Genomic DNA, 20,241 nt, shown 5'->3' with positions numbered 1-20,241 from the left:
CGATTTTTATGCATAAATCGCAGGCAATAAAAAACGCCCAGCTCCGTGAGGAGGCTGGGCGTTTTTGTGGAACGTAAAGCGAATTAACGCTTCGAGTACTGCGGACGCTTACGCGCTTTACGCAGACCGACTTTCTTACGTTCAACTTCACGAGCATCGCGAGTCACGAAGCCAGCTTTGCGCAGAGCGCCACGCAGGGTTTCGTCGTACTGCATCAGAGCGCGAGTGATACCGTGGCGGATTGCGCCAGCTTGACCACTTACACCGCCACCGATAACGGTGACGTAGATGTCGAACTTTTCAACGGTCTCGGTCAGTTCCAGCGGCTGACGAACTACCATGCGGGCAGTTTCGCGGCCGAAGAAGTTGTCCAGGGAGCGGTTGTTGATCGAGATGTTACCAGTACCCGGACGCAGGAAAACGCGAGCGGTTGCGGTTTTGCGACGGCCAGTGCCGTAATTTTGAGTCGCCGACATAATGAACTATTCCGTTAAAACTTCAGTTCTTGGGGCTGCTGAGCAGCATGAGGGTGTACAGCGCCCGCATAGACTTTCAGCTTGCGAAACATATCGCGACCCAGTGGGCCCTTAGGCAGCATGCCTTTGACCGCGATTTCGATCGGGGCTTCAGGCTTCTTGGCAATCAGGCCTTCGAAGTTGGAAGACTTGATACCGCCTGGGAAACCGGAGTGACGGTAGTACATTTTGTCGCTTGCTTTGTTGCCGGTTACACGAACCTGCTCAGCGTTGATGATGACAATGTAGTCACCAGTGTCAACGTGAGGGGTGTACTCAGGCTTGTGCTTGCCACGCAGACGGCTGGCGACTTCAGTGGCCAGACGACCCAGGGTCTGACCAGCGGCGTCGACGACAAACCAGTCGCGCTGAACTGTTTCCGGTTTTGCAGTAAAAGTTGTCATTCTTTAATAGCCTCAGGGGCCGCCCTGTAAATTAGACGGCGGATCTTACTGAATAGTGCGTACTTTGACAAGTCAAAGGCAGCCGGATACAGACGCTATCGGGGGCTCGGGTCGGCGCGTCCGTTCAACGGCAAGATTCTTCGGCAGGCGGCGCATCACTTCCACTGCAGAAAGAGGTGGGCAATTATGCAGATTGCGAAAAAAAATTCAACCTGCTTTTATGATTGTTTTCCCTGAAGGAGTACCCGATGGATTATCGACAGCTGGGCCGTACGGATCTGAACGTGAGCGCGATAGCCTTGGGCACCATGACCTGGGGCGAGCAGAACAGTGAGGCAGAGGCCTTCGCGCAGATCGAGCGGGCCAAGGGCGCGGGGATCAACTTCCTCGACACGGCCGAAATGTACCCGGTGCCGCCCAAGGCCGACACCTATGCCACCACCGAACGCTACATCGGCAATTACTTCAAAAGCCGTGGCGACCGTGCCGACTGGATCCTGGCCAGCAAGATCGCCGGCCCCGGTAACACCATCGACTACATTCGCGATGGCCACCTGCGCCACAACCGCAAGCACATCGTCGAGGCCCTGGATGCCAGCCTCAAACGCCTGCAGACCGACTGGATCGACCTCTACCAACTGCACTGGCCGGAGCGCAGCACCAACTTCTTCGGCCAACTGAGCTACAAGCACAAGGACGAAGACGACCTCACCCCACTGGAAGAAACCCTCGAAGCGCTGGACGAGCAAGTGAAAGCCGGCAAGATCCGCCACATCGGCCTGTCCAACGAAACCCCGTGGGGCACCATGAAATTCCTGGCCCTGGCCGAAGCCCGTGGCTGGACCCGCGCGGTGTCGATCCAGAACCCCTACAACCTGCTCAACCGCAGCTTTGAGGTGGGCCTGGCGGAAGTTGCGATTCGCGAGCAATGCGGCCTGCTGGCCTACTCGCCACTGGCGTTTGGCATGCTCAGCGGCAAGTACGAGAACGGCGCACGCCCGGCCAAGGCGCGCCTGACCGAGTACAGCCGCTTCAGCCGCTACTTCAACCCGCAGTCGGAAGCGGCGTGCAGCCGTTATGTGGCATTGGCACGGGAGCACGGCCTGGACCCGGCGCAGATGGCGTTGGCGTTTGTGACGCAGCAGCCGTTTGTGACCAGCAATATCATTGGTGCCACGTCGCTGGAGCAACTGGATAGCAACATTGCCAGTGCCGACCTGAAGCTGTCGAAAGAGGTGCTGGAAGGGATTGAGGCGATCCAGAAGGATCACCCAAATCCTGCGCCTTGATTGACCGGTAAACCGCTTTCGCGAGCAAGCCCGCTCCCACACTTGACCGAGCTCAGACATGAGAATGCGGTCGAATGTGGGAGCGGGCTTGCTCGCGAAGAGGCCCTCAACAGCACAACTAAATCATCAAAGCGCCCGCGCAATAATCTCCTTCATGATCTCATTGGTCCCCGCATAAATCCGCTGCACCCGCGCATCCGCCCACGCCCGTGCAATCGGGTACTCCCACATAAAGCCGTAACCGCCGTGCAACTGCACGCACTCATCGAGCACCTTGCATTGCAGGTCCGTGGCCCAGTACTTGGCCATCGCCGCCGTAGGCACATCCAGCTTGCCTTCCAGGTGCAACGCCATGCACTGGTCGACAAATACCCGACCGATCTGAATCTCGGTGGCCATCTCCGCCAGCTTGAAGCGCGTGTTCTGGAAGTCGGCAATCGCCTTGCCGAACGCCTTGCGTTCGCGGGTGTAGGTCAGGGTCCACTCCAGCGCCGCCTCGGCTGACGACAAGGCGCCAATCGCAACCGTCAGCCGCTCCTGCGGCAACTCCTGCATCAGGTAAGCGAAGCCCATGCCCGCCTGGCCCAGCAGGTTTTCCTTGGGCACCCGCACATCCTGGAAGAACAGCTCCGAGGTGTCTTGGGCCTTCATGCCCACCTTTTCCAAGCGCTTGCCCTTGTCGAAGCCCGGCGTGTCGGCTTCCACGAGGAACAGGCTGGTGCCCTTGGCGCCCGCCTTGGGATCGGTCTTGGCCACCACGATCACCAACTCGGCCAGATAGCCGTTCGTGATGAAGGTTTTGGAGCCATTGATCACGTAGTCATCGCCGTCCAGCACTGCCGTGGTTTTCACCCCTTGCAGGTCGGAACCGGCGCCCGGCTCGGTCATCGCAATGGCCGTGACCATCTCCCCAGAGATCAACTTGGGCAGGTACTTGTGCTTCAGCGCCTCACTGCCGTAATGCAGGATATACGGCGCAACAATATCCGAGTGCAGGGAAAAACCGATGCCGGTCAGGCCCAGCCGGCTGATCTCTTCGATCACCACCGCGCTGTACAAAAAGTCCGCGCCCAGCCCGCCATATTCTTCCGGCAGGTGGGAACACAGCATCCCCGCCTCCCCCGCCTTGCTCCACAAATCACGGTCGATGTAGCCCTGTTTCTCCCATTGCCCATGGAACGGCGCGGCGTCTTTTTCGAGGAAGGTGCGCACGCTCTCGCGGAAGAGTTCGTGTTCCGGGCTGAACAAGGTTCTGGGAATCATGGGTCACCTGCGTGGATTGTCGGACAAGGACGAGCCCACAGAGCCTATGCCGCGAAGGCAGCACGGGACACTGGACACATGCGACAAAAAATAAGACGATCCAGCCGTCTGGTGACCACTTTCCCCTATAAGAATAAATGAAATTATGTCTAACCAAATCTCCACGCCGTTGCGGCGCGTCAGCATTTTGGCCATTGATCGGGTATTCGCTTCAACCCTCATGCAAGCCAAGGATTTCTTCCACCTCGCCAGCCTGCGTTACGGCAAGCAACTGGGCCAGGGCCTGACCCCCGCGTTTGAAACACGCCTGGTCAGCCCCGATGGACAATCGGTACGCAGCTTCAGTGATGTGATCATGCCGGTGGACGGCGGCCTGGAAGACGCCGACATCATCGTGCTACCGGCCTTCTGGGATGACTTCGATGCCCTGTGCACCCGCTACCCGCAAGTGCTGCCCTGGTTGCGTGAGCAACATGCACGCGGCGCCGTGTTGTGCGGCGAAGCCACCGGGGTGTTCTGGCTGGCCGAAGCCGGCTTGCTCGATGGCAAGGAAGCGACCACCTACTGGCGTTTCTTCAATGCCTTCAGCGAACGCTTCCCCAAGGTTCAGCTCAACCAGGACAAGCACCTCACTGACGCCGATAACCTGTATTGCGCCGGCGGCACCACTTCGGCATGCGACCTCTATATCTACCTGATCGAACGCTTCTGCGGCGCCAACATCGCCCAGGCCGTGGCCCGCGACATTCTCTACGAAGTGCAGCGCAGCTATTCACCGGGACGCATCGGGTTTGGCGGACAGAAGCTGCACCAGGATGTGATCATCCTGCAGATCCAGCATTGGCTGGAGGAACACTTCGCCGACAAATTCCGCTTCGAAGACGTGGCCCGGGAACACGGCATGAGCATCCGCAACTTCATGCGCCGCTTCCAGACCGCTACCGGTGACAAACCGCTGCATTACTTGCAACGGCTGCGTATCGAGACGGCCAAGGGACTGCTCTCGGGCAGCCGCAAGAGCATCAAGACCATCAGTTATGAGGTGGGGTATGACGATGCGAGTTTCTTTGCGCGGTTGTTCCGGCAGCACACGGAACTGTCGCCGAACCAGTATCGGCAGCAGTTTCAGCAGGCCGCATAGATAAGGTTGGACGCGGTAAAAAATGTGGGAGCGGGCTTGCTCGCGAATGCGGAGTGTCAGTCACTTGAAGTGTTGACTGATCCACCGCATTCGCGAGCAAGCCCGCTCCCACATTTGATCTACATCGTTCTTACGGCTTGTGCCCACGTGACAGGAACTCATGCGACTGCATTTCCAGCAAGCGGCTCAGCGTGCGCTGGAATTCGAAGTTCAAGCGCCCGCCGGTGTAGAGGTCCTTCAACTCAACCTCAGCCGAGATGATCAGCTTCACGTTACGGTCGTAGAACTCGTCGACCATGTTGATGAAACGTCGCGCGATGTCGTCGGTGGTGACGCTCATCTGCTCCACACCGCTGAGGATCACGGCGTGGAAGATCTTGCCCAGTTCGATGTAGTCGTTCTGGCTACGCGGGCCGTCGCACAGCTGGCGGAACTCGAACCAGGCCACGTCATCGCAGGTACGCAGCGCGATGATTTCGCGGTTCTCGATCATCAGCTTGTCGTTTTCCACCGCCTGGGTGCATTCCGGCGTGAGGGCGCGGAAGCTTTTTTTCAGGCTTTCGTGGGCCGCTTCGTTCAGCGGGAAGTGGAACAGCTCCGCTTGCTCCAGGTGACGCAGGCGGTAGTCGACGCCGCTGTCGACGTTGACGATTTCGGTGTTCTGCTTGATCAGCGCAATGGCTGGCAGGAAGCGTGCGCGTTGCAGGCCGTCCTTGTACAAGCCGTCGGGCACGATGTTCGAGGTGGCCACCAGGGTCACGCCGTTCTTGAACAGTTCTTCCATCAGGGTGCCGAGGATCATGGCGTCGGTGATGTCGGAGACAAAGAACTCATCGAAGCAGATCACCCGCGCTTCTTCGGAGAAACGCTTGGCGATGATGGTCAGCGGGTTTTTCTCGCCCGGCAGGGTCTTCATCTCTTCGTGCACGCGCTTCATGAAGCGGTGGAAGTGCGTGCGCACCTTTTCCTTGAACGGCAGCGCTTCGAAGAAGGTGTCGACCAGGTAAGTCTTGCCCCGGCCTACGCCGCCCCAGAAGTACAGGCCTTTGACCGGCGTGTGGTCTTTCTTGCCAAACAGCTTGCTGAACATTCCCGGCTTGTTCTGCGAGGCCGCGATCAGGTCGTCGTACAGGCGCTGCAAATGACGCACCGCATTTTCCTGGGCCGCGTCATGGAAGAATTCAGGGCGTTTCAGATCAGCTTGATATCGTTCTAGGGGCGTCATAATTTCGTTAGCAAGGCAACAAAAACGGGCCGTCACTGTAACGACGGCCCCGGATAATGGCAATCAACCCTTGGTCGGGTTAATCCTCGATGGGGGTCAACGCAACGCGCAAGGCTTGGATGGCCGCATTGCGCGACACTTCGTCGGCGAACTCGGCACTGTCGGCCACCACGGCACCGTCCAGCCATACGCTGAAGCCCAAGGCTTCGGTGCGTACGTCCAGCGCGTCGCCGCTTTGCAGTTGCTTGGTCACCGCGCCCGCCGCCTTGCCGTCGGCAAAATTGCGCGACAACAGCAGTTGCTCGCCATCGGCCGCCAACAGGCGGAAGCGGAAGCTGCCGTCGTCCTCGCGAAAGCTCACGAAGCGCGCGGCTTTGGCGGTTTTCTTCTTGGCGGCGACCGGCGCCGCAGCCTGGTTGACGAACGAACGCAGACCCACGGCTTCACGCAGCTCAGCCAGGAACGGTGCAGCCACGGCGCGCGCTTTCTTGGCGCCGATCAGCAGCAGGTCTTCCATGTCCGAAGGACGCGACATCAACTGGTGATAGCGTTCGCGGGCTTCGCCCAGTTGTCCATCCAGCAGTTGGAACAGACGGCTCTTCGCCTCGCCCCAGCCCAGCCCTTGCAGCAGTTCGGCGCGGAACTCTTCTTCCTGGGCCTTGCTGGCAAATGCCTGGTACAGGGTAAACAGGTGCGAGTTATCCGGGTCCTTGGCTTCGCCCGGCGCGCGGGAATCAGTGACGATCCGCGAGATCGCGTCCTTCATGTCCTTGGCGCTGGTGAACAATGGGATGGTGTTGTCGTAGCTTTTCGACATCTTGCGGCCATCCAGGCCCGGCAAGGTGGCGACGCTTTCTTCGATCAGCGCCTCGGGCATGGTGAAGAATTCTTTACCGTTGCCGAACAGGTGGTTGAAGCGCTGGCCGATATCACGGGCCATTTCCACGTGCTGGATCTGGTCGCGACCGACCGGCACCTTGTGCGCGTTGAACATCAGGATGTCCGCCGCCATCAGCACCGGGTAGCTGTAGAGGCCCATGCTGATGCCCGCATCCGGGTCTTCGCCGGCTTCCACGTTCTTGTCCACCGAGGCCTTGTACGCATGGGCACGGTTGAGCAGGCCCTTGGCGGCCACGCAGGTGAGCAGCCAGGTCAGCTCGGGGATTTCCGGGATGTCGGACTGGCGGTAGAAGGTCACCCGGTTCACATCCAGGCCACCGGCCAGCCAGGTCGCGGCGATTTCCATGCGCGAGCGCTGGATGCGCTGCGGGTCATCGCACTTGATCAGGGCGTGGTAGTCGGCCAGGAAGTAGAAGGAGTCGGCATTGGCGTCCTGGCTCGCGAGGATCGCCGGGCGGATCGCACCGGCGTAGTTGCCCAGGTGCGGCGTGCCGGTGGTGGTGATGCCGGTGAGGATACGGGTACGAGTCGTCATGGGTAATCGCTTATCAGACTGCTATCAATTCGAAAGTCGCGGCAGCACCAGATCCTTCAGATCGGTGAGCTTGCCGTGAAAAAAGTGTCCGCATTCTGCCACTTTCAGCAGCTCATGGGGGCGATTCAAGGCGGCGGACCAGTCGTAGACGGTCTGTGGGTCGACCACTTCGTCGGTTTCCGGCTGGATCAGGGTCAATGGGCAGCCCTGTGGCAGCGCATCGGTATCGCGCAGGCGCATCACCGCTGCGGCAACCATGAACAAATGTGACAGTTTTTCACCCTTGGCTTCCAGGCGCCCGCCGAGGCTGGCAGCCACGTAGCCACCGAACGAAAAGCCGAGCAAGGTGATCGGCAGGTCCGGGTGTTTTTCCCGCAGCCAAGTGGCGGCCGCTTCGGCGTCATCCACTTCACCGGTGCTCATGTCGTGGGTGCCGGCACTGGCGCCAACGCCACGGTAATTGAAACGCAAGGTAATCAAACCGGCATCGCGGGCGGTGCGTTGCAGGGTCGATACCACTTTATTGAGCATGGTCCCACCCTGTACCGGGTTGGGGTGACAGATCAGCGCCAGGCCACGTGGCTCGGGGTGATCCAGGTACAGGGCTTCCAATTGGCCTACCGGGCCATCGATCAAAACGGGGGTTTCACGCATGAGCAAGAGATGAACTCCGTGACCTCTCAATGGGTCGACTCGTCTAGCTAAAAGTCTGTGCTTGGCATCATTGCGAGCTTAATCGCGGTATACAGCGCAGGTTTGAGCCGTTAACGTAAAGCAAAGCCGTTTATAGAGGAAGGACTCGTGGAACACTCGCTCTTAGTTTGGTTGTTGCCGACTCTTGCCCTGGTTGCCGGTGTCGCCATTGGTTTCCTGGTTGCTCGCTTGCTGCCGAATGCCGCGCCTAACCGCACGCAGCGTCAGTTGGATGACATTCAGGAACGTTTTGACAGTTATCAGAACGAGGTTGTTACCCACTTCAACAGCACCGCGACCCTGGTCAAGAAGCTCACCCAGAGCTACCAGGAAGTACAGGATCATCTCGCGGATGGCGCAAACCGCCTGGCCCTCGACGACATCACCCGCCAGCGCCTGCTGGCCGCGTTGCATTCCGATGCACCGCAAACCCCACGGGAGCGCCTGACCCCGCCACGGGAAAACCAGGAGCCACCACGGGACTACGCGCCAAAAACGCCGAACGCCCCAGGCATGCTGGATGAGCATTACGGTTTGAAGAAGTAACTTAATCTTCAAGCACTAAAAAGCCCGGCTGATCGATGATCAGCCGGGCTTTTTGTTGGCCGGCGTTTACGCCGACTGTTCTTGCAACATCCCACCCTCGATCCGCACATGCCGACCATGGAAACGCTTGAGGCTACTGCGATGGCCGACGCTGACGATGCTCAGCCCCGGCAGCTCATCGATCAGCGCCTGATACAGCGTGGCCTCGTCCTCTTCATCCATGGCCGACGTGGCTTCGTCCATGTACAGCCATTGCGGCGCGAACAACAAGGCGCGGGCGAAGGCCAGGCGCTGCTGCTCGCCCGGCGAGAGCATGCGCTGCCAGTGGTTGGCTTCCTCCAGCCGCCCAACCAGATGCGGCAGGCGGCAGGTTTCCAGGACCTGTGCATAACGTTCGGCCGGGTAGACGCTGTCGTCCTGTGGATAACTCAACACCGCCTTCAGCGTGCCAATCGGCAGATAAGGTTTTTGCGGCAGGAACAAATAACGTTCGGCCGGCAGGCGAATAGTGCCGTGGCCGTTGGGCCACAGGTTGCCCATGGCGCGTAGCAAGGTCGACTTGCCACTGCCGGAACGCCCACTGAGCATCAGCCGCTCGCCTTCAGCCACTGTCAGGTCGGCGCCTTGCAGCAAATGCCGGCCGTCCGCCAGGTCCAGGCTCAGGTCTTTGACCTGCAAGTCGCCACCCTGGTGTTGCAAGCCAATGCCCATCGTGCGGCTTTCGTTTTCCTGCATGGCCTGGCCGAAACTCAACAGACGATCACAGGTCGCGCGCCAACTGGCCAACAGCGTGTAGGCATCGACGAACCAACTCAGGCTGCCCTGCACACTGCCGAACGCCTGGGCCACCTGCATCAGCACGCCCAGTTCGATCTTGCCGGAAAAGTAACGCGGCGCCGCGACCACAAAGGGAAAGATGATCGCGATCTGGGAGTAACCGCTGGTAAAGAAATTAAGGCGCTTCTTGAGCTGCATGATGTTCCAGAAGTTGCTCCACACCCGTCCGAAGCGTGCGCTCAATTGCTGGTGTTCGTTGGGCTCGCCATTGAACAGCGCGATGCTTTCCGCGTTCTCCCGCACCCGCACCAGACTGAAACGCAAGTCAGCTTCAAAGCGCTGTTGGCGGTTGCTCAAGCCGATCAACTTGCGACCGATCAAGTGGGTCAACCAACTGCCGATCACCGCGTAGATCAATGCCGCCCAGAACATGTAGCCGGGAATGGTAATGCCCCAGATTTCGATGCTGCCGGACACCCCCCACAGGATCACAGAGAACGACACCAGGCTCACCAAATTGGCGATAAAGCCCAGCCCCAGCGTGAGCGTGCTGCTGGTAAACGCGTTGAGGTCTTCGGAGATACGCTGGTCGGGGTTGTCGGTGTAGCCGCCGTATTCCAGGTGGTAGTAATTCTTGTGGCCCAGCCACTGTGCGAAATAGGTTTCCGTCAGCCAGCGGCGCCAGCGGATGGTGAGCATCTGTTGCAGGTAGGAGGTGAACACGCCGGTCACGATCGACACCACCGCAATCACGCTGAAGTACATCAGCAGATGGGTAAAGGCGTCGTAGTCCTTGTTTTCCAGCGCGTTGTAGAAATCACGGTTCCAGCTGTTGAACCACACCGACACGGCGACACTGAACAGCGACAACCCCAGCACTACCAACAGCAGCAGCCAGGCCTTAGCCTTTTCTTCGCTGCGCCAGTAAGGCGTGATCAACCCCCACACCCGCCGTAAAAATTGCCCACGCACCGCGTCGTTGACCGCGGAATACTCAGCGTTCTGATTCATCGTTCAGGCTCTGTAAGAAAATGTGACAGGCGTTCGAACCGATCATAGTTGATCGGTTCGAGGCTCCGTGCGGCCTGAAGCAGATTGTTCAGCTGTTGTTCAGATCAGCCTCAGCGGCGTACCGGGCGCTTCTGCAACTTGCGCTGCAAGGTACGGCGGTGCATGCCCAGGGCGCGGGCAGTGGCGGAGATGTTGCCTTCGTGCTCAGTCAGCACGCGCTGGATGTGTTCCCACTGCAGTCGGTCCACCGACATTGGGTTTTCCGGCACCAGGGTGTCCAGGTCGGCGTGCTCGGAGAGCAAGGCGGCCAGTACGTCATCGGCATCCGCCGGCTTACACAGGTAGTTACAGGCGCCGCGCTTGATCGCCTCGACGGCGGTGGCGATGCTGGAGTAACCGGTGAGGATCACCACGCGCATTTCCGGGTCGAGTTCCAGCAGCTTGGGCAGCAGCACCAGGCCGGAGTCGCCGTCCATCTTCAGGTCGAGCGCGGCGTAGTCCGGCAGGTCGGCCTGGGCGATGGTCAGGCCTTCCTCGGCCGACCCTGCGGTGCTGACACGGAAACCGCGACGGCTCATGGCGCGCGCCATCACGCGGGTAAAGGTGGCGTCGTCATCTACCAGCAACAGGTGCGGCAGTTCTTCGCCTTCGACTTGGATCTCGTCACTCATCGATATCTCCTCGTGCGACACGGGGCAGGCGCAGCTCGGTGAGCGTGCCACCTTCCTCATGACTATAGAGCTTCACTGAGCCGCCCGCGCGGGTCACGCTGGCCTTGCTCAAAAACAGGCCAAGGCCGAAGCCTTTGCCCTTGGTGGTAAAGAAGGGTTTGCCGATCTGCTCGGCAATGGCCAGCGGCACGCCCGCGCCGTGGTCACGAATGCTGATGGTCACGTCTTCGGCGTCCCAGTCCAACTCTACGCCCAACCCCTCGGGACAAGCGTCGGCGGCGTTGTTCAGCAGGTTGAGCAGCGCCTGGGTCAGGTCCGGTGGCGGCGCCATGCGCGGCACGCTGCCCTGGCCCAGCAGGTGGAAACGGTAACTGGCTTCGGGGCGCATCAGGTGCCAGCGGTTCAGGGCTTCGTCGAGCCACTGGGTCACGTCCTGCATTTCCACCGCCAGGCGGCGATTGGCTTCGGCGGCGCGCACCAGTTGCTGCAGGGTCTGCTTGCACTGCTTGACCTGTTCGCGCAGTACGCCGAGGTCTTCTTGCAGCGCCGGATCGTGATGGTCCTGGGTCATTTCGTTGAGCAGCACGCTCATGGTGGCCAGGGGCGTGCCCAGCTCATGGGCGGCGCCGGCAGCCTGGGTGGCGACGGCCAACAGTTGCTGGTCACGCAGGCCCTCTTCACGGCGAATGGCACGCAGTTCTTCCTGGCGACGCAGTTCTTCGGCCATGCGCGCCGCGAAGAAGGTGATCACCGCAGCGGACAGCGCGAAACTCAACCACATCCCGTAGATCTGCAGGTTTTCCCGGGCGATCGGGAAGGTTTGCAGTGGGTAGAACCGCGCCAGCAGCAAGGTGTAAAGCGTCAGGGCAATACCCGACAGCACCACCGAATAGCGCCACGGCAAGGTCACGGCAGCGATGGTCAGTGGCACCAGGTAATACGAAACGAACGGGTTGGTGGAACCGCCGGAGAAATACAGCAACACACTGTGGATAAACAGGTCGCAGGCCAATTGCAGGGCGTATTCCAGCTCGGTCACCGGCCACGTGGTACGCAACCGGATCGCGGTAAACACACAGAGCACAGTGGAGAAACCGAGGGTCACACCCAGTTGCAGCCACGGCAGCGGCAGCAGGTCGAACCAATAGGCGAGCCCGACGGAGCCGGCCTGTGCGGCCAGTACCAGGGTACGGATGAACGTCAGGCGCCAGAGGTTCTGGCGGGTGGCGGAAGTCAGTTTTACGGCGGCGAGCATGTGCTCTCCCGGTGAGCGCTGCAGGCGGATCGGCAGGAGTATAAACGAAGCAGGCGGGCTGGCACGGCGTGTGTGGCTCTTTGCCGCAGGCCGGGCGAATGACCGTTCGTCGGCATCACCACAACTTGTAGCTAATGTGTAAACCCGAAGAACCCGATGCCACCGTCTACAGTCATACCCAACACGACTATCTCAAGGAGCTTCCATGTCTCGTTTCACTCGCAGTGCAGCCGCCCTCACCCTTAGCGTCGGCACGCTGGTCAGCCTGCCAGCACTGGCCGCTGAGGCACTGAACTACAACCAGATTTCCCTGCGCGCCGAGGTCAGCCAGGAGGTGGCCCGCGACAAGATGATCGTGACCCTCTACACCGAATCCCAGAACAGCGACCCGGCCAAGCTCGCCGCCGAAATCACCACCACCATGAACAAGGCCTTGGGCCAGGCGCGCGAAGTCAAAGCAGTGACCCTGCGCCAAGGCAGTCGCAACAGCTACCCGATCTACGACAGCAAGAACCAGAAGATCACCGGCTGGCGTGAGCGCGCCGAACTGCGCCTGGAAAGCGCGGACTTCCCGGCATTGTCCAAGCTCACCGGCGAACTGCAGAGCACCCTGAAAATGGACAACATGGAGTTCTCCATCGCCGACGCCACGCGCAAGTCCAGCGAAGATGCCTTGCTCAAAGATGCCGTCGCCGCGTTTAAAGCACGCGCGCAACTGGCCACCGATGCGCTGGGTGGCAAGGGCTACAAGATCGTCAACCTGAACTTCAACACCAACGGCTACCCGATGCCGTATGCCCGTGGCGGCATGATGATGAAAGCGGCCATGGCCGATTCGGCACCCACGCCTGAAGTGGAAGCCGGCACCAGCCAGGTCAACATGAGCGCCGATGGCGTGATTGAAGTGCAGATGCCGTGACCCCTACCTGATAAACCTGAACGGCGTTACCCTCGGTAGCGCCGTTTTCGTTTGGGCAGCTTATATATGCCTGCCACTTCAGGGGTCTCCATGGAAAGAATTGCCTTAAAACCGCTCCTCCTCGCCGCCGGCCTGCTGGCGTTTATGCCACTGGCCCAGGCGGCCAGTACCCTGGTCTACTGCTCCGAAGCCAGCCCCGCCGGTTTCGACCCCAGCCAGTACACCAGCGGCACCGATTTTGATGCGTCTGCCGAAACCGTGTTCAACCGCCTGACCCAGTTCAAGCGCGGCGGCACCGAAGTCGAGCCTGGCCTGGCAACGAGCTGGGACGTGTCCAAGGACGGCCTGACGTATACCTTCCACCTGCGCGATGGCGTCAAGTTCCACACCACCGATTTCTTCACCCCTACCCGCGACTTCAACGCGGATGATGTGCTGTTTACCTTCAACCGCCTGCTGGATGCGCAAAGCCCGTTTCGCCAGGCTTACCCTTCCGAATCGCCCTACTTCACCGACATGGGCTTGAACACCACGATCAAGAGCGTCGACAAACTCGACGAGCACACCGTGCGCTTCAACCTCAATAACGTCGATGCGTCGTTCGTACAGAACCTGGCCATGAGCTTCGCCTCGGTGCAATCCGCCGAATACGCCGCGCAACTGCTCAAGCAAGGCAAGGCCGAAGAGATCAACCAGAAACCGGTAGGCACCGGGCCGTTTGTATTCAAGCGCTACCAGAAGGATTCGCAGATCCGCTACGTAGCCAACAAACAGTATTGGAAACCCGAGGATGTGAAGCTCGACAACCTGGTGTTCGCCATCACGCCAGATGCGGCGTCGCGCCTGCAAAAGCTCAAGGCCGGTGAATGCCAGGTCAGCGGATACCCGCGCCCTGCGGATATCGAGGTGATGAAACAGGACCCGAATTTGCGCGTGCTGCAACAAGCCGGTTTCAACCTGGGTTTCCTGGCCTACAACGTAACCCACCCGCCGCTGGACCAGCTCAAGGTGCGCCAGGCGCTGGACATGGCAATCGACAAGCCGGCAATCATCAAGGCCGTGTACCAGAGCGCCGGACAATTGGCGCAGAACGCACTGCCGCCTGCGCAGTGGTCTTATGACCCCGGCATCAAGGACGCGCCTCACGATCCTGCGAAGGCCAAGGCGCTACTAAAAGAAGCAGGGGTTGCACCCGGTACCACCATCAACCTGTGGGCCATGACCGTACAACGCGCCTCCAACCCCAACGCGCGCATGTCCGCACAGATGATTCAGCAAGATTGGGAAAAAATCGGCATCAAGGCCAATATCGTCAGTTATGAATGGGGCGAATACATCAAACGCGCCAAGAATGGCGAGCATGACGCCATGATTTATGGCTGGACCGGTGACAATGGCGACCCGGATAACTGGCTGGGCGTGCTCTACAGTTGTGCTGCGGTCAAGGGCAGTAACTACGCCAAATGGTGTAACCCGGCCTACGACAAACTGGTGCAGCAAGCCAAGGTCAGCAACGACCGCGAGCAGCGCATCAAGTGGTATCAACAGGCACAAAAAATCCTTAAGGAACAAGTACCTATAACGCCTATCGCGAACTCGACGGTTTTCCAACCGCTGCGAAAGGAAGTCAAGGACTTCAAGATCAGCCCCTTCGGCTTGACGCCGTTCTACGGTGTGAGTCTAGAGAAGTAACAGCGACGCCCCAACCGAGTGCGCTAGACGCCTCGGTTGGTCATTTTTGGTGCGCCGCCTGCACCGAAAAAACCCTCGAAATAGACGCAAATATGTACAAACTTTCATAATTGCGACATTCCTGTACGTTCGTACCACTGTTTTACCTCTGTAACGGTTCAGCATCTTGCAATGGGTATGGCGCCTGCATAAGTATCCGCAGGCCGACTCACGAGGTCGCCCTCACCACCAAAAATGACAACAAATCATGAGGCCAACATGCTTAAACACGCAGTCATTCCGTTAATTGTTAGCGCTGGCCTTATGGCCGCAGCTCCTTTCGCCCAAGCGGCGACTAACCTGGTGTTCTGCTCCGAAGGGAGCCCGGCCGGTTTTGATCCAGGCCAGTACACCACCGGAACAGACTTCGATGCCTCGGCCGAAACCATGTTCAACCGCCTGACCCAGTTCGAACGCGGCGGCACCGCTGTGATTCCTGGGCTGGCCACCAGCTGGGACGTGTCCCCGGATGGCTTGACCTACACCTTCCACCTGCGTGATGGCGTCAAGTTCCACACCACCTCGTATTTCAAGCCGACCCGTACCTTCAATGCCGATGACGTGCTGTTCACGTTCAACCGCATGATCAACAAGGACGATCCGTTCCGTAAGGCCTACCCCACCGAGTTTCCGTACTTCACGGACATGGGGATGGACACCAACATCAAGAACATCGAGAAAGTCGACGAGCACACCGTCAAGTTCACCCTTGGCACTGTGGACGCGGCTTTCATTCAGAACCTGGCAATGAGCTTCGCTTCGATCCAGTCGGCTGAATACGCCGCCCAACTGTTGAAAGAAGGCAAGGCCGCGGACATCAACCAGAAGCCGGTCGGCACTGGCCCGTTCGTGTTCAAGAGCTACCAGAAAGACTCGAACATCCGTTACACCGGCAACAAGGACTACTGGAAACCTGAAGACGTGAAGATCGACAACCTGATCTTCGCCATCACTACCGACCCGTCGGTGCGTATCCAGAAGCTCAAGAAAAACGAATGCCAGATCACCCTGTTCCCACGCCCGGCCGACCTCAAGGCGCTGGGCGATGACAAGGACCTGAAACTGCCGCACCAAGCCGGTTTCAACCTGGGCTACATCGCCTACAACGTCATGGACAAGGTCAAGGGCAGCGACCAGCCCAACCCGCTGGCCGACCTGCGCGTACGCCAGGCGCTGGACATGTCGGTGAACAAGCAGCAGATCATCGACTCCGTGTACCAGGGCGCCGGCCAGCTGGCCGTCAACGCCATGCCGCCAACCCAATGGTCGTATGACACCACCATCAAGGACGCCAAGTACGATCCTGAGAAAGCCAAGTCGCTGCTCAAGGAAGCGGGCGTCAAGGAAGGTACCGAAATCGTCCTGTGGGCCATGCCGGTTCAGCGTCCGTACAACCCGAACGCCAAGCTGATGGCAGAAATGCTGCAGAACGACTGGAAGAAGATCGGTCTCAACGTGAAGATCACCAGCTACGAGTGGGGCGAGTACATCAAGCGCTCCAAAGGTGGCGAGAACCAGGCCATGATCATTGGCTGGAGCGGTGACAATGGTGACCCGGACAACTGGCTGAACGTGCTGTTCGGCTGCGACTCGCTGCAAGGCAACAACTTCTCCAAATGGTGCGACAAGAAATTCGACGGCATCGTAAAAGAAGCCAAGGCTACGTCGGACGTCGCCAAACGCACCGAGCTGTATAAGCAGGCGCAACATATCCTCAAAGATGCTGTCCCGATGACACCTATCGCGCACTCGACGGTGTATCAACCCATGCGTTCCACCGTGCAGGACTTCAAGATCAGCCCGTTTGGCTTGAACTCCTTCTACGGCGTGAGCGTCAGCGGCAAGTAAGGATCATTGGCGGCGACGTTTCCTAACGTCGCCGTTATTGCATCCGCCTAGACCGTAGGAAACAGACCACACCCGCAAACCGTTGCGTCCTACAGCAATGAACTGCGATGCGTGACTCCGTTGCCTACAAGGTCAATCCGATTTGGTGCATTTACTGCCAGGTCCGCGACCCATAACGTCGTAGGACAGCAGAGGCAACCAATTCGGAATGGCACTTGCTGCGTGTGGGATCAGTGATGTCACCCTGGCCAAACGCCAGGGTGATTGCTCGCTGATGACAACTACAATCAAGGATCGGGATCGTCATGCGCCATACCACCGTTCTATCCGCAATGTTTGCCACCAGCCTGCTGGCTGTGGCCACGATGGGCCACGCCGCCGACAAGCAGAGCCTGGTGTTCTGCTCGGAAGGCAGTCCGGCCGGTTTTGATACCGCGCAATACACCACCGCCACCGATAACGATGCGGCCGAGCCGCTGTATAACCGCTTGGTTGAGTTTGAAAAGGGCGAGACCGGTGTCGTACCTGCGCTGGCAACCAAGTGGGATATTTCGCCAGATGGCCTGACCTACACCTTCCATTTGCGTGAAGGGGTGAAATTCCACAGCAACAAGGAATTCAAGCCAACGCGGGACTTCAACGCCGACGACGTGCTGTTCACCTTCAACCGCATGCTTGACCCCGACCATCCGTTTCGCAAGGCCTACCCCACCGAGTTTCCGTACTTCAACGGGATGAGCCTGAACAAGAACATTGCCAAGGTCGCCAAAACCGACCCGCACACCGTGGTGATGACCTTGAACACGGTCGACGCCGCGTTTATCCAGAACATCGCCATGAGCTTCGCCGCGATCCTCTCGGCCGAATACGCCGAGCAGTTGCTCAAGGCCGGTAAGCCGAGCGACATCAACCAGAAGCCGATCGGCACTGGCCCTTTCGTGTTCCAGCGTTATCAGAAAGATTCGCAGATCCGTTATGTGGCCAACAAACAGTACTGGGACCCGAGCAAGGTCAAGCTGGACCAGTTGATCTTCGCCATCAACACCGATGCGTCGGTGCGGGTGCAAAAGCTCAAGGCCGGCGAGTGCCAGGTGACCCTGCATCCGCGTCCGGCTGACGTCGATGCCCTCAAGGCCGACCCGAACCTGCAACTGCTGACCAAGCCGGGGTTCAACCTTGGCTATATCGCCTACAACGTGCGTCACAAGCCCTTCGACCAGCTCGAAGTGCGCCAGGCGCTGGACATGGCGGTGAACAAGCAGAGCATCCTGAACGCCGTGTACCAGGGCGCCGGGCAATTGGCCGTCAATGCCATGCCGCCGACGCAGTGGTCCTACGACGACAGCATCAAGGACGCCGCCTACAACCCGGAAAAAGCCAAGGAACTGCTCAAGGCCGCCGGCGTGAAGGAAGGCACCGAAATCACCCTGTGGGCGATGCCGGTACAACGTCCGTACAACCCCAACGCCAAGCTGATGGCCGAGATGCTGCAAAGCGACTGGGCCAAGATCGGCCTCAAGGTCAAGATCGTCAGCTACGAGTGGGGCGAGTACATCAAGCGCACCAAGAACGGTGAACACGATGTGAGCCTGATCGGCTGGACCGGTGACAACGGTGACCCGGACAACTGGCTGGGCACCCTCTACAGCTGCGACGCCATCGGCGGGAACAACTACTCCATGTGGTGTGACCCGGCGTACGACAAGCTGATCAAGCAAGCCAAGGTCGTGACCGACCGCGAACAAAGGACTGTTCTGTACAAACAGGCGCAGCAACTGCTCAAGCAGCAGGTGCCGATCACGCCCGTCGCCCACTCGACGGTCAACCAGCCGTTAAGCGCCAAAGTCGAAGGTTTCAAAGTGAGCCCCTTCGGCCGCAACGTGTTCTCGGGCGTCAGTATCACCCCATAAGAAAATAACCGGATTGCGCAAGGCGGATACCGCCTTGCTGCAAACGCGCGGCCTTTTGTTGGGAAATTTCCTACGCCAAACGTTTGCAAAGGCTTGAACGAGTTACACACCCAATAGCCGGATCACCAAAAAAGACCGGCATTAAAAAGAGAACCAAAGGAGCTTCATCAATGAAACTGAGCAGCAAAGCGCTTCTGGCCTTGGCCATCAGCAGCATCACGGCCACCGCCTACGCTGAATCCGCCAGCCAGGACTTCGTTCCTACCACACTGGCCGGCACCAGCGCCCAAAGCGAGGCCAAGGGCTTTATCGAAGATTTCAGCCTGGGCGGCACCACGCGTAACTGGTACTCCCACGAAAGCAAATACCGTGGCGGCACCTTCGAATACAAGAAACATGGCCAGACCCTGACCGACCGTAACCGTACCAACTGGGTACAGGGCACCATCATCAACGCCAGCTCGGGTTTCACCCAGGGTACCGTGGGCGTGAAGACTGAATTGGCGGTCTACAACGCCGTGGCCCTGGACCGCAGCAAACGCGACATCAAGGGCGGTTCCAACCGTACCCTGGCTGACTCCGATGGCGATGCAGTCGGCCAGTGGAGCAAACTGGGCCTGGCCAACGTGCAGTTCCGTGTGTCGAACACCACGTTGACCGCCGGTCGTCAGAACTTCAGCAGCGGCATCGTCGACACCATCGGCAACCGTGCCCTGCCGTCGAGCTTTGAGGGTGTGAGCTTCAACAGCGAAGAGTTCAGCAACCTGTCGTTCCAGGGCGGCATCTTCGATCGCGTTTCGCCACGTTCCGAGCAGAGCCTGTCGAAATTCCGTACCGAATACGGCAATGGCGCGGAAACCGACAAGGTGTCCACCCTGGGCCTGAACTACCAGCCACTGAAAAGCCTGAAAGTCAGCGTCTTCGGCGCCAACGTGAAGGACTTCTGGAACCAGTACTACTTCGGCGCAACCCACGAGTTGGGCGACGCTCAGCAACTGGCGCTGACCACCGGTTTCAACTACTACAAGACGGTCGATGAAGGCAAAAAAGAGATGGGGGAAATCGACAACGATACCTACTCCCTGTCCCTGGGCCTGGCCCACCAGGCTCACAGCCTGACCTTCTCGTACCAGGCGGTGAACGGTAACGAATACTTCGACTACCTGCACGAAACCAACGGCATCTACCTGGCCAACTCCCTGACCTCCGACTTCAACGGCCCGAACGAGAAATCCTTCCAGGTCGCCTACGGCATCAACATGGCCGAATACGGCGTGCCAGGCCTGAAGTTCAACATCTACTCGGCGCGCGGCTGGGGCATCGACGGTACCCACTACACCGGTAACAACGGTCGGGCCAAGTTCGCCTACGACGGCATCCAGAACCAAGACGGCGAAAAACACCAGGAATACGGCATCGGTGGCTCCTACGCCATCCAGAGTGGCCCGCTCAAGGCCACTACCGTGCGCGCAACTTATGTTGAGCACCGTGGCAGCGAGTTCCAGGCTGACGGCAGCATCAAAGAGTTCCGTCTGGTGACCACTGTTCCGTTCAACATTCTTTAATTAGCGCCAGGTAGACGGCGGGCTCAGGACGAGCCCGCCGTCT

General features: G+C 59.2%; 17 protein-coding genes. 8 read left to right on the top strand and 9 right to left on the bottom strand.

Going from position 1 to position 20,241, the window contains the following annotated elements:
* Positions 1-83: 83 nt before the first annotated feature.
* Together rpsI and rplM are read right to left on the bottom strand one after the other, a co-directional pair.
* Positions 84-476: a 30S ribosomal protein S9 gene (rpsI, locus tag HX823_RS09685; RefSeq protein ID WP_002555064.1), complete on the bottom strand. Its 393-nt coding sequence runs from the start codon at positions 474-476 to the stop codon at positions 84-86.
* A 14-nt stretch (positions 477-490) separates the two neighbouring features.
* Positions 491-919 (bottom strand): 50S ribosomal protein L13, encoded by a 429-nt coding sequence (gene rplM / locus HX823_RS09680; RefSeq protein ID WP_003188508.1) that lies wholly within the window; start codon positions 917-919, stop codon positions 491-493.
* Positions 920-1,167: 248 nt separating this feature from the next.
* On the opposite strand from rplM, the gene HX823_RS09675 reads away from it, so the two are divergent.
* Positions 1,168-2,208 (top strand): NADP(H)-dependent aldo-keto reductase, encoded by a 1,041-nt coding sequence (locus HX823_RS09675; protein ID WP_038844903.1) that lies wholly within the window; start codon positions 1,168-1,170, stop codon positions 2,206-2,208.
* 126 nt (positions 2,209-2,334) lie between these two features.
* Here the strand turns inward: HX823_RS09675 and HX823_RS09670 are convergent, their stop codons facing one another.
* A complete protein-coding gene (locus HX823_RS09670) occupies positions 2,335-3,471 on the bottom strand; it encodes an acyl-CoA dehydrogenase family protein (protein ID WP_177074764.1) in 1,137 nt (378 codons plus the stop codon).
* Between the two features lie 220 nt (positions 3,472-3,691).
* Between HX823_RS09670 and HX823_RS09665 the strand changes: the two genes are divergently transcribed.
* Entirely contained in the window at positions 3,692-4,612 is a 921-nt protein-coding gene (locus HX823_RS09665) for a GlxA family transcriptional regulator (RefSeq protein ID WP_177074854.1), read from the top strand.
* A gap of 130 nt (positions 4,613-4,742) precedes the next feature.
* Here HX823_RS09665 and zapE read toward each other — a convergent pair whose 3' ends face one another.
* The 3 genes from zapE to HX823_RS09650 all read right to left on the bottom strand — a co-directional run bounded on the left by zapE (position 4,743) and on the right by HX823_RS09650 (position 7,926).
* Positions 4,743-5,837 carry a cell division protein ZapE gene (zapE, locus tag HX823_RS09660; protein ID WP_034102154.1) on the bottom strand — a complete coding sequence of 365 codons (1,095 nt, stop codon included), beginning with the start codon at positions 5,835-5,837 and terminating at the stop codon, positions 4,743-4,745.
* A 79-nt stretch (positions 5,838-5,916) separates the two neighbouring features.
* Positions 5,917-7,272, bottom strand: coding sequence for a tryptophan--tRNA ligase (locus tag HX823_RS09655; protein ID WP_177074763.1), 1,356 nt, complete (start codon positions 7,270-7,272; stop codon positions 5,917-5,919).
* Positions 7,273-7,296: 24 nt separating this feature from the next.
* Positions 7,297-7,926: an alpha/beta hydrolase gene (locus tag HX823_RS09650; RefSeq protein WP_038850899.1), complete on the bottom strand. Its 630-nt coding sequence runs from the start codon at positions 7,924-7,926 to the stop codon at positions 7,297-7,299.
* A gap of 147 nt (positions 7,927-8,073) precedes the next feature.
* Between HX823_RS09650 and HX823_RS09645 the strand changes: the two genes are divergently transcribed.
* Positions 8,074-8,511: a YhcB family protein gene (locus HX823_RS09645; protein ID WP_003171734.1), complete on the top strand. Its 438-nt coding sequence runs from the start codon at positions 8,074-8,076 to the stop codon at positions 8,509-8,511.
* Positions 8,512-8,577: 66 nt separating this feature from the next.
* Here HX823_RS09645 and HX823_RS09640 read toward each other — a convergent pair whose 3' ends face one another.
* The 3 genes from HX823_RS09640 to HX823_RS09630 all read right to left on the bottom strand — a co-directional run bounded on the left by HX823_RS09640 (position 8,578) and on the right by HX823_RS09630 (position 12,225).
* A complete protein-coding gene (locus tag HX823_RS09640; protein WP_177074762.1) occupies positions 8,578-10,299 on the bottom strand; it encodes an ABC transporter ATP-binding protein/permease in 1,722 nt (573 codons plus the stop codon).
* Between the two features lie 110 nt (positions 10,300-10,409).
* Positions 10,410-10,970 (bottom strand): response regulator transcription factor, encoded by a 561-nt coding sequence (locus tag HX823_RS09635; RefSeq protein WP_003171731.1) that lies wholly within the window; start codon positions 10,968-10,970, stop codon positions 10,410-10,412.
* Positions 10,963-12,225: an ATP-binding protein gene (locus HX823_RS09630; protein WP_038850895.1), complete on the bottom strand. Its 1,263-nt coding sequence runs from the start codon at positions 12,223-12,225 to the stop codon at positions 10,963-10,965. Before HX823_RS09630 ends, HX823_RS09635 begins: the two co-directional genes overlap by 8 nt.
* A 205-nt stretch (positions 12,226-12,430) precedes the next feature.
* Here HX823_RS09630 and HX823_RS09625 point away from each other — a divergent pair, with 205 nt between their 5' ends.
* The 5 genes from HX823_RS09625 (at position 12,431) to HX823_RS09605 (ending at position 20,198) form a co-directional block, all read left to right on the top strand.
* Positions 12,431-13,144 carry an SIMPL domain-containing protein gene (locus tag HX823_RS09625; RefSeq protein ID WP_177074761.1) on the top strand — a complete coding sequence of 238 codons (714 nt, stop codon included), beginning with the start codon at positions 12,431-12,433 and terminating at the stop codon, positions 13,142-13,144.
* Between the two features lie 90 nt (positions 13,145-13,234).
* Positions 13,235-14,836 carry an ABC transporter substrate-binding protein gene (locus HX823_RS09620; protein WP_038850893.1) on the top strand — a complete coding sequence of 534 codons (1,602 nt, stop codon included), beginning with the start codon at positions 13,235-13,237 and terminating at the stop codon, positions 14,834-14,836.
* A gap of 258 nt (positions 14,837-15,094) precedes the next feature.
* Positions 15,095-16,723 (top strand): ABC transporter substrate-binding protein, encoded by a 1,629-nt coding sequence (locus HX823_RS09615; RefSeq protein WP_133074666.1) that lies wholly within the window; start codon positions 15,095-15,097, stop codon positions 16,721-16,723.
* Positions 16,724-17,055: 332 nt separating this feature from the next.
* Positions 17,056-18,633 carry an ABC transporter substrate-binding protein gene (locus tag HX823_RS09610; RefSeq protein ID WP_370590778.1) on the top strand — a complete coding sequence of 526 codons (1,578 nt, stop codon included), beginning with the start codon at positions 17,056-17,058 and terminating at the stop codon, positions 18,631-18,633.
* Positions 18,634-18,803: 170 nt separating this feature from the next.
* A complete protein-coding gene (locus HX823_RS09605; RefSeq protein WP_177074760.1) occupies positions 18,804-20,198 on the top strand; it encodes an OprD family outer membrane porin in 1,395 nt (464 codons plus the stop codon).
* The last annotated feature ends 43 nt before the right edge of the window (positions 20,199-20,241 follow it).

Source organism: Pseudomonas sp. P7759, from assembly GCF_013386445.1.
GTDB classification, from domain to species: domain Bacteria; phylum Pseudomonadota; class Gammaproteobacteria; order Pseudomonadales; family Pseudomonadaceae; genus Aquipseudomonas; species Aquipseudomonas azotoformans_A.
Note: the sequence above shows the minus strand (reverse complement) of the source record. Positions and strands in the feature narration are given on the sequence as shown.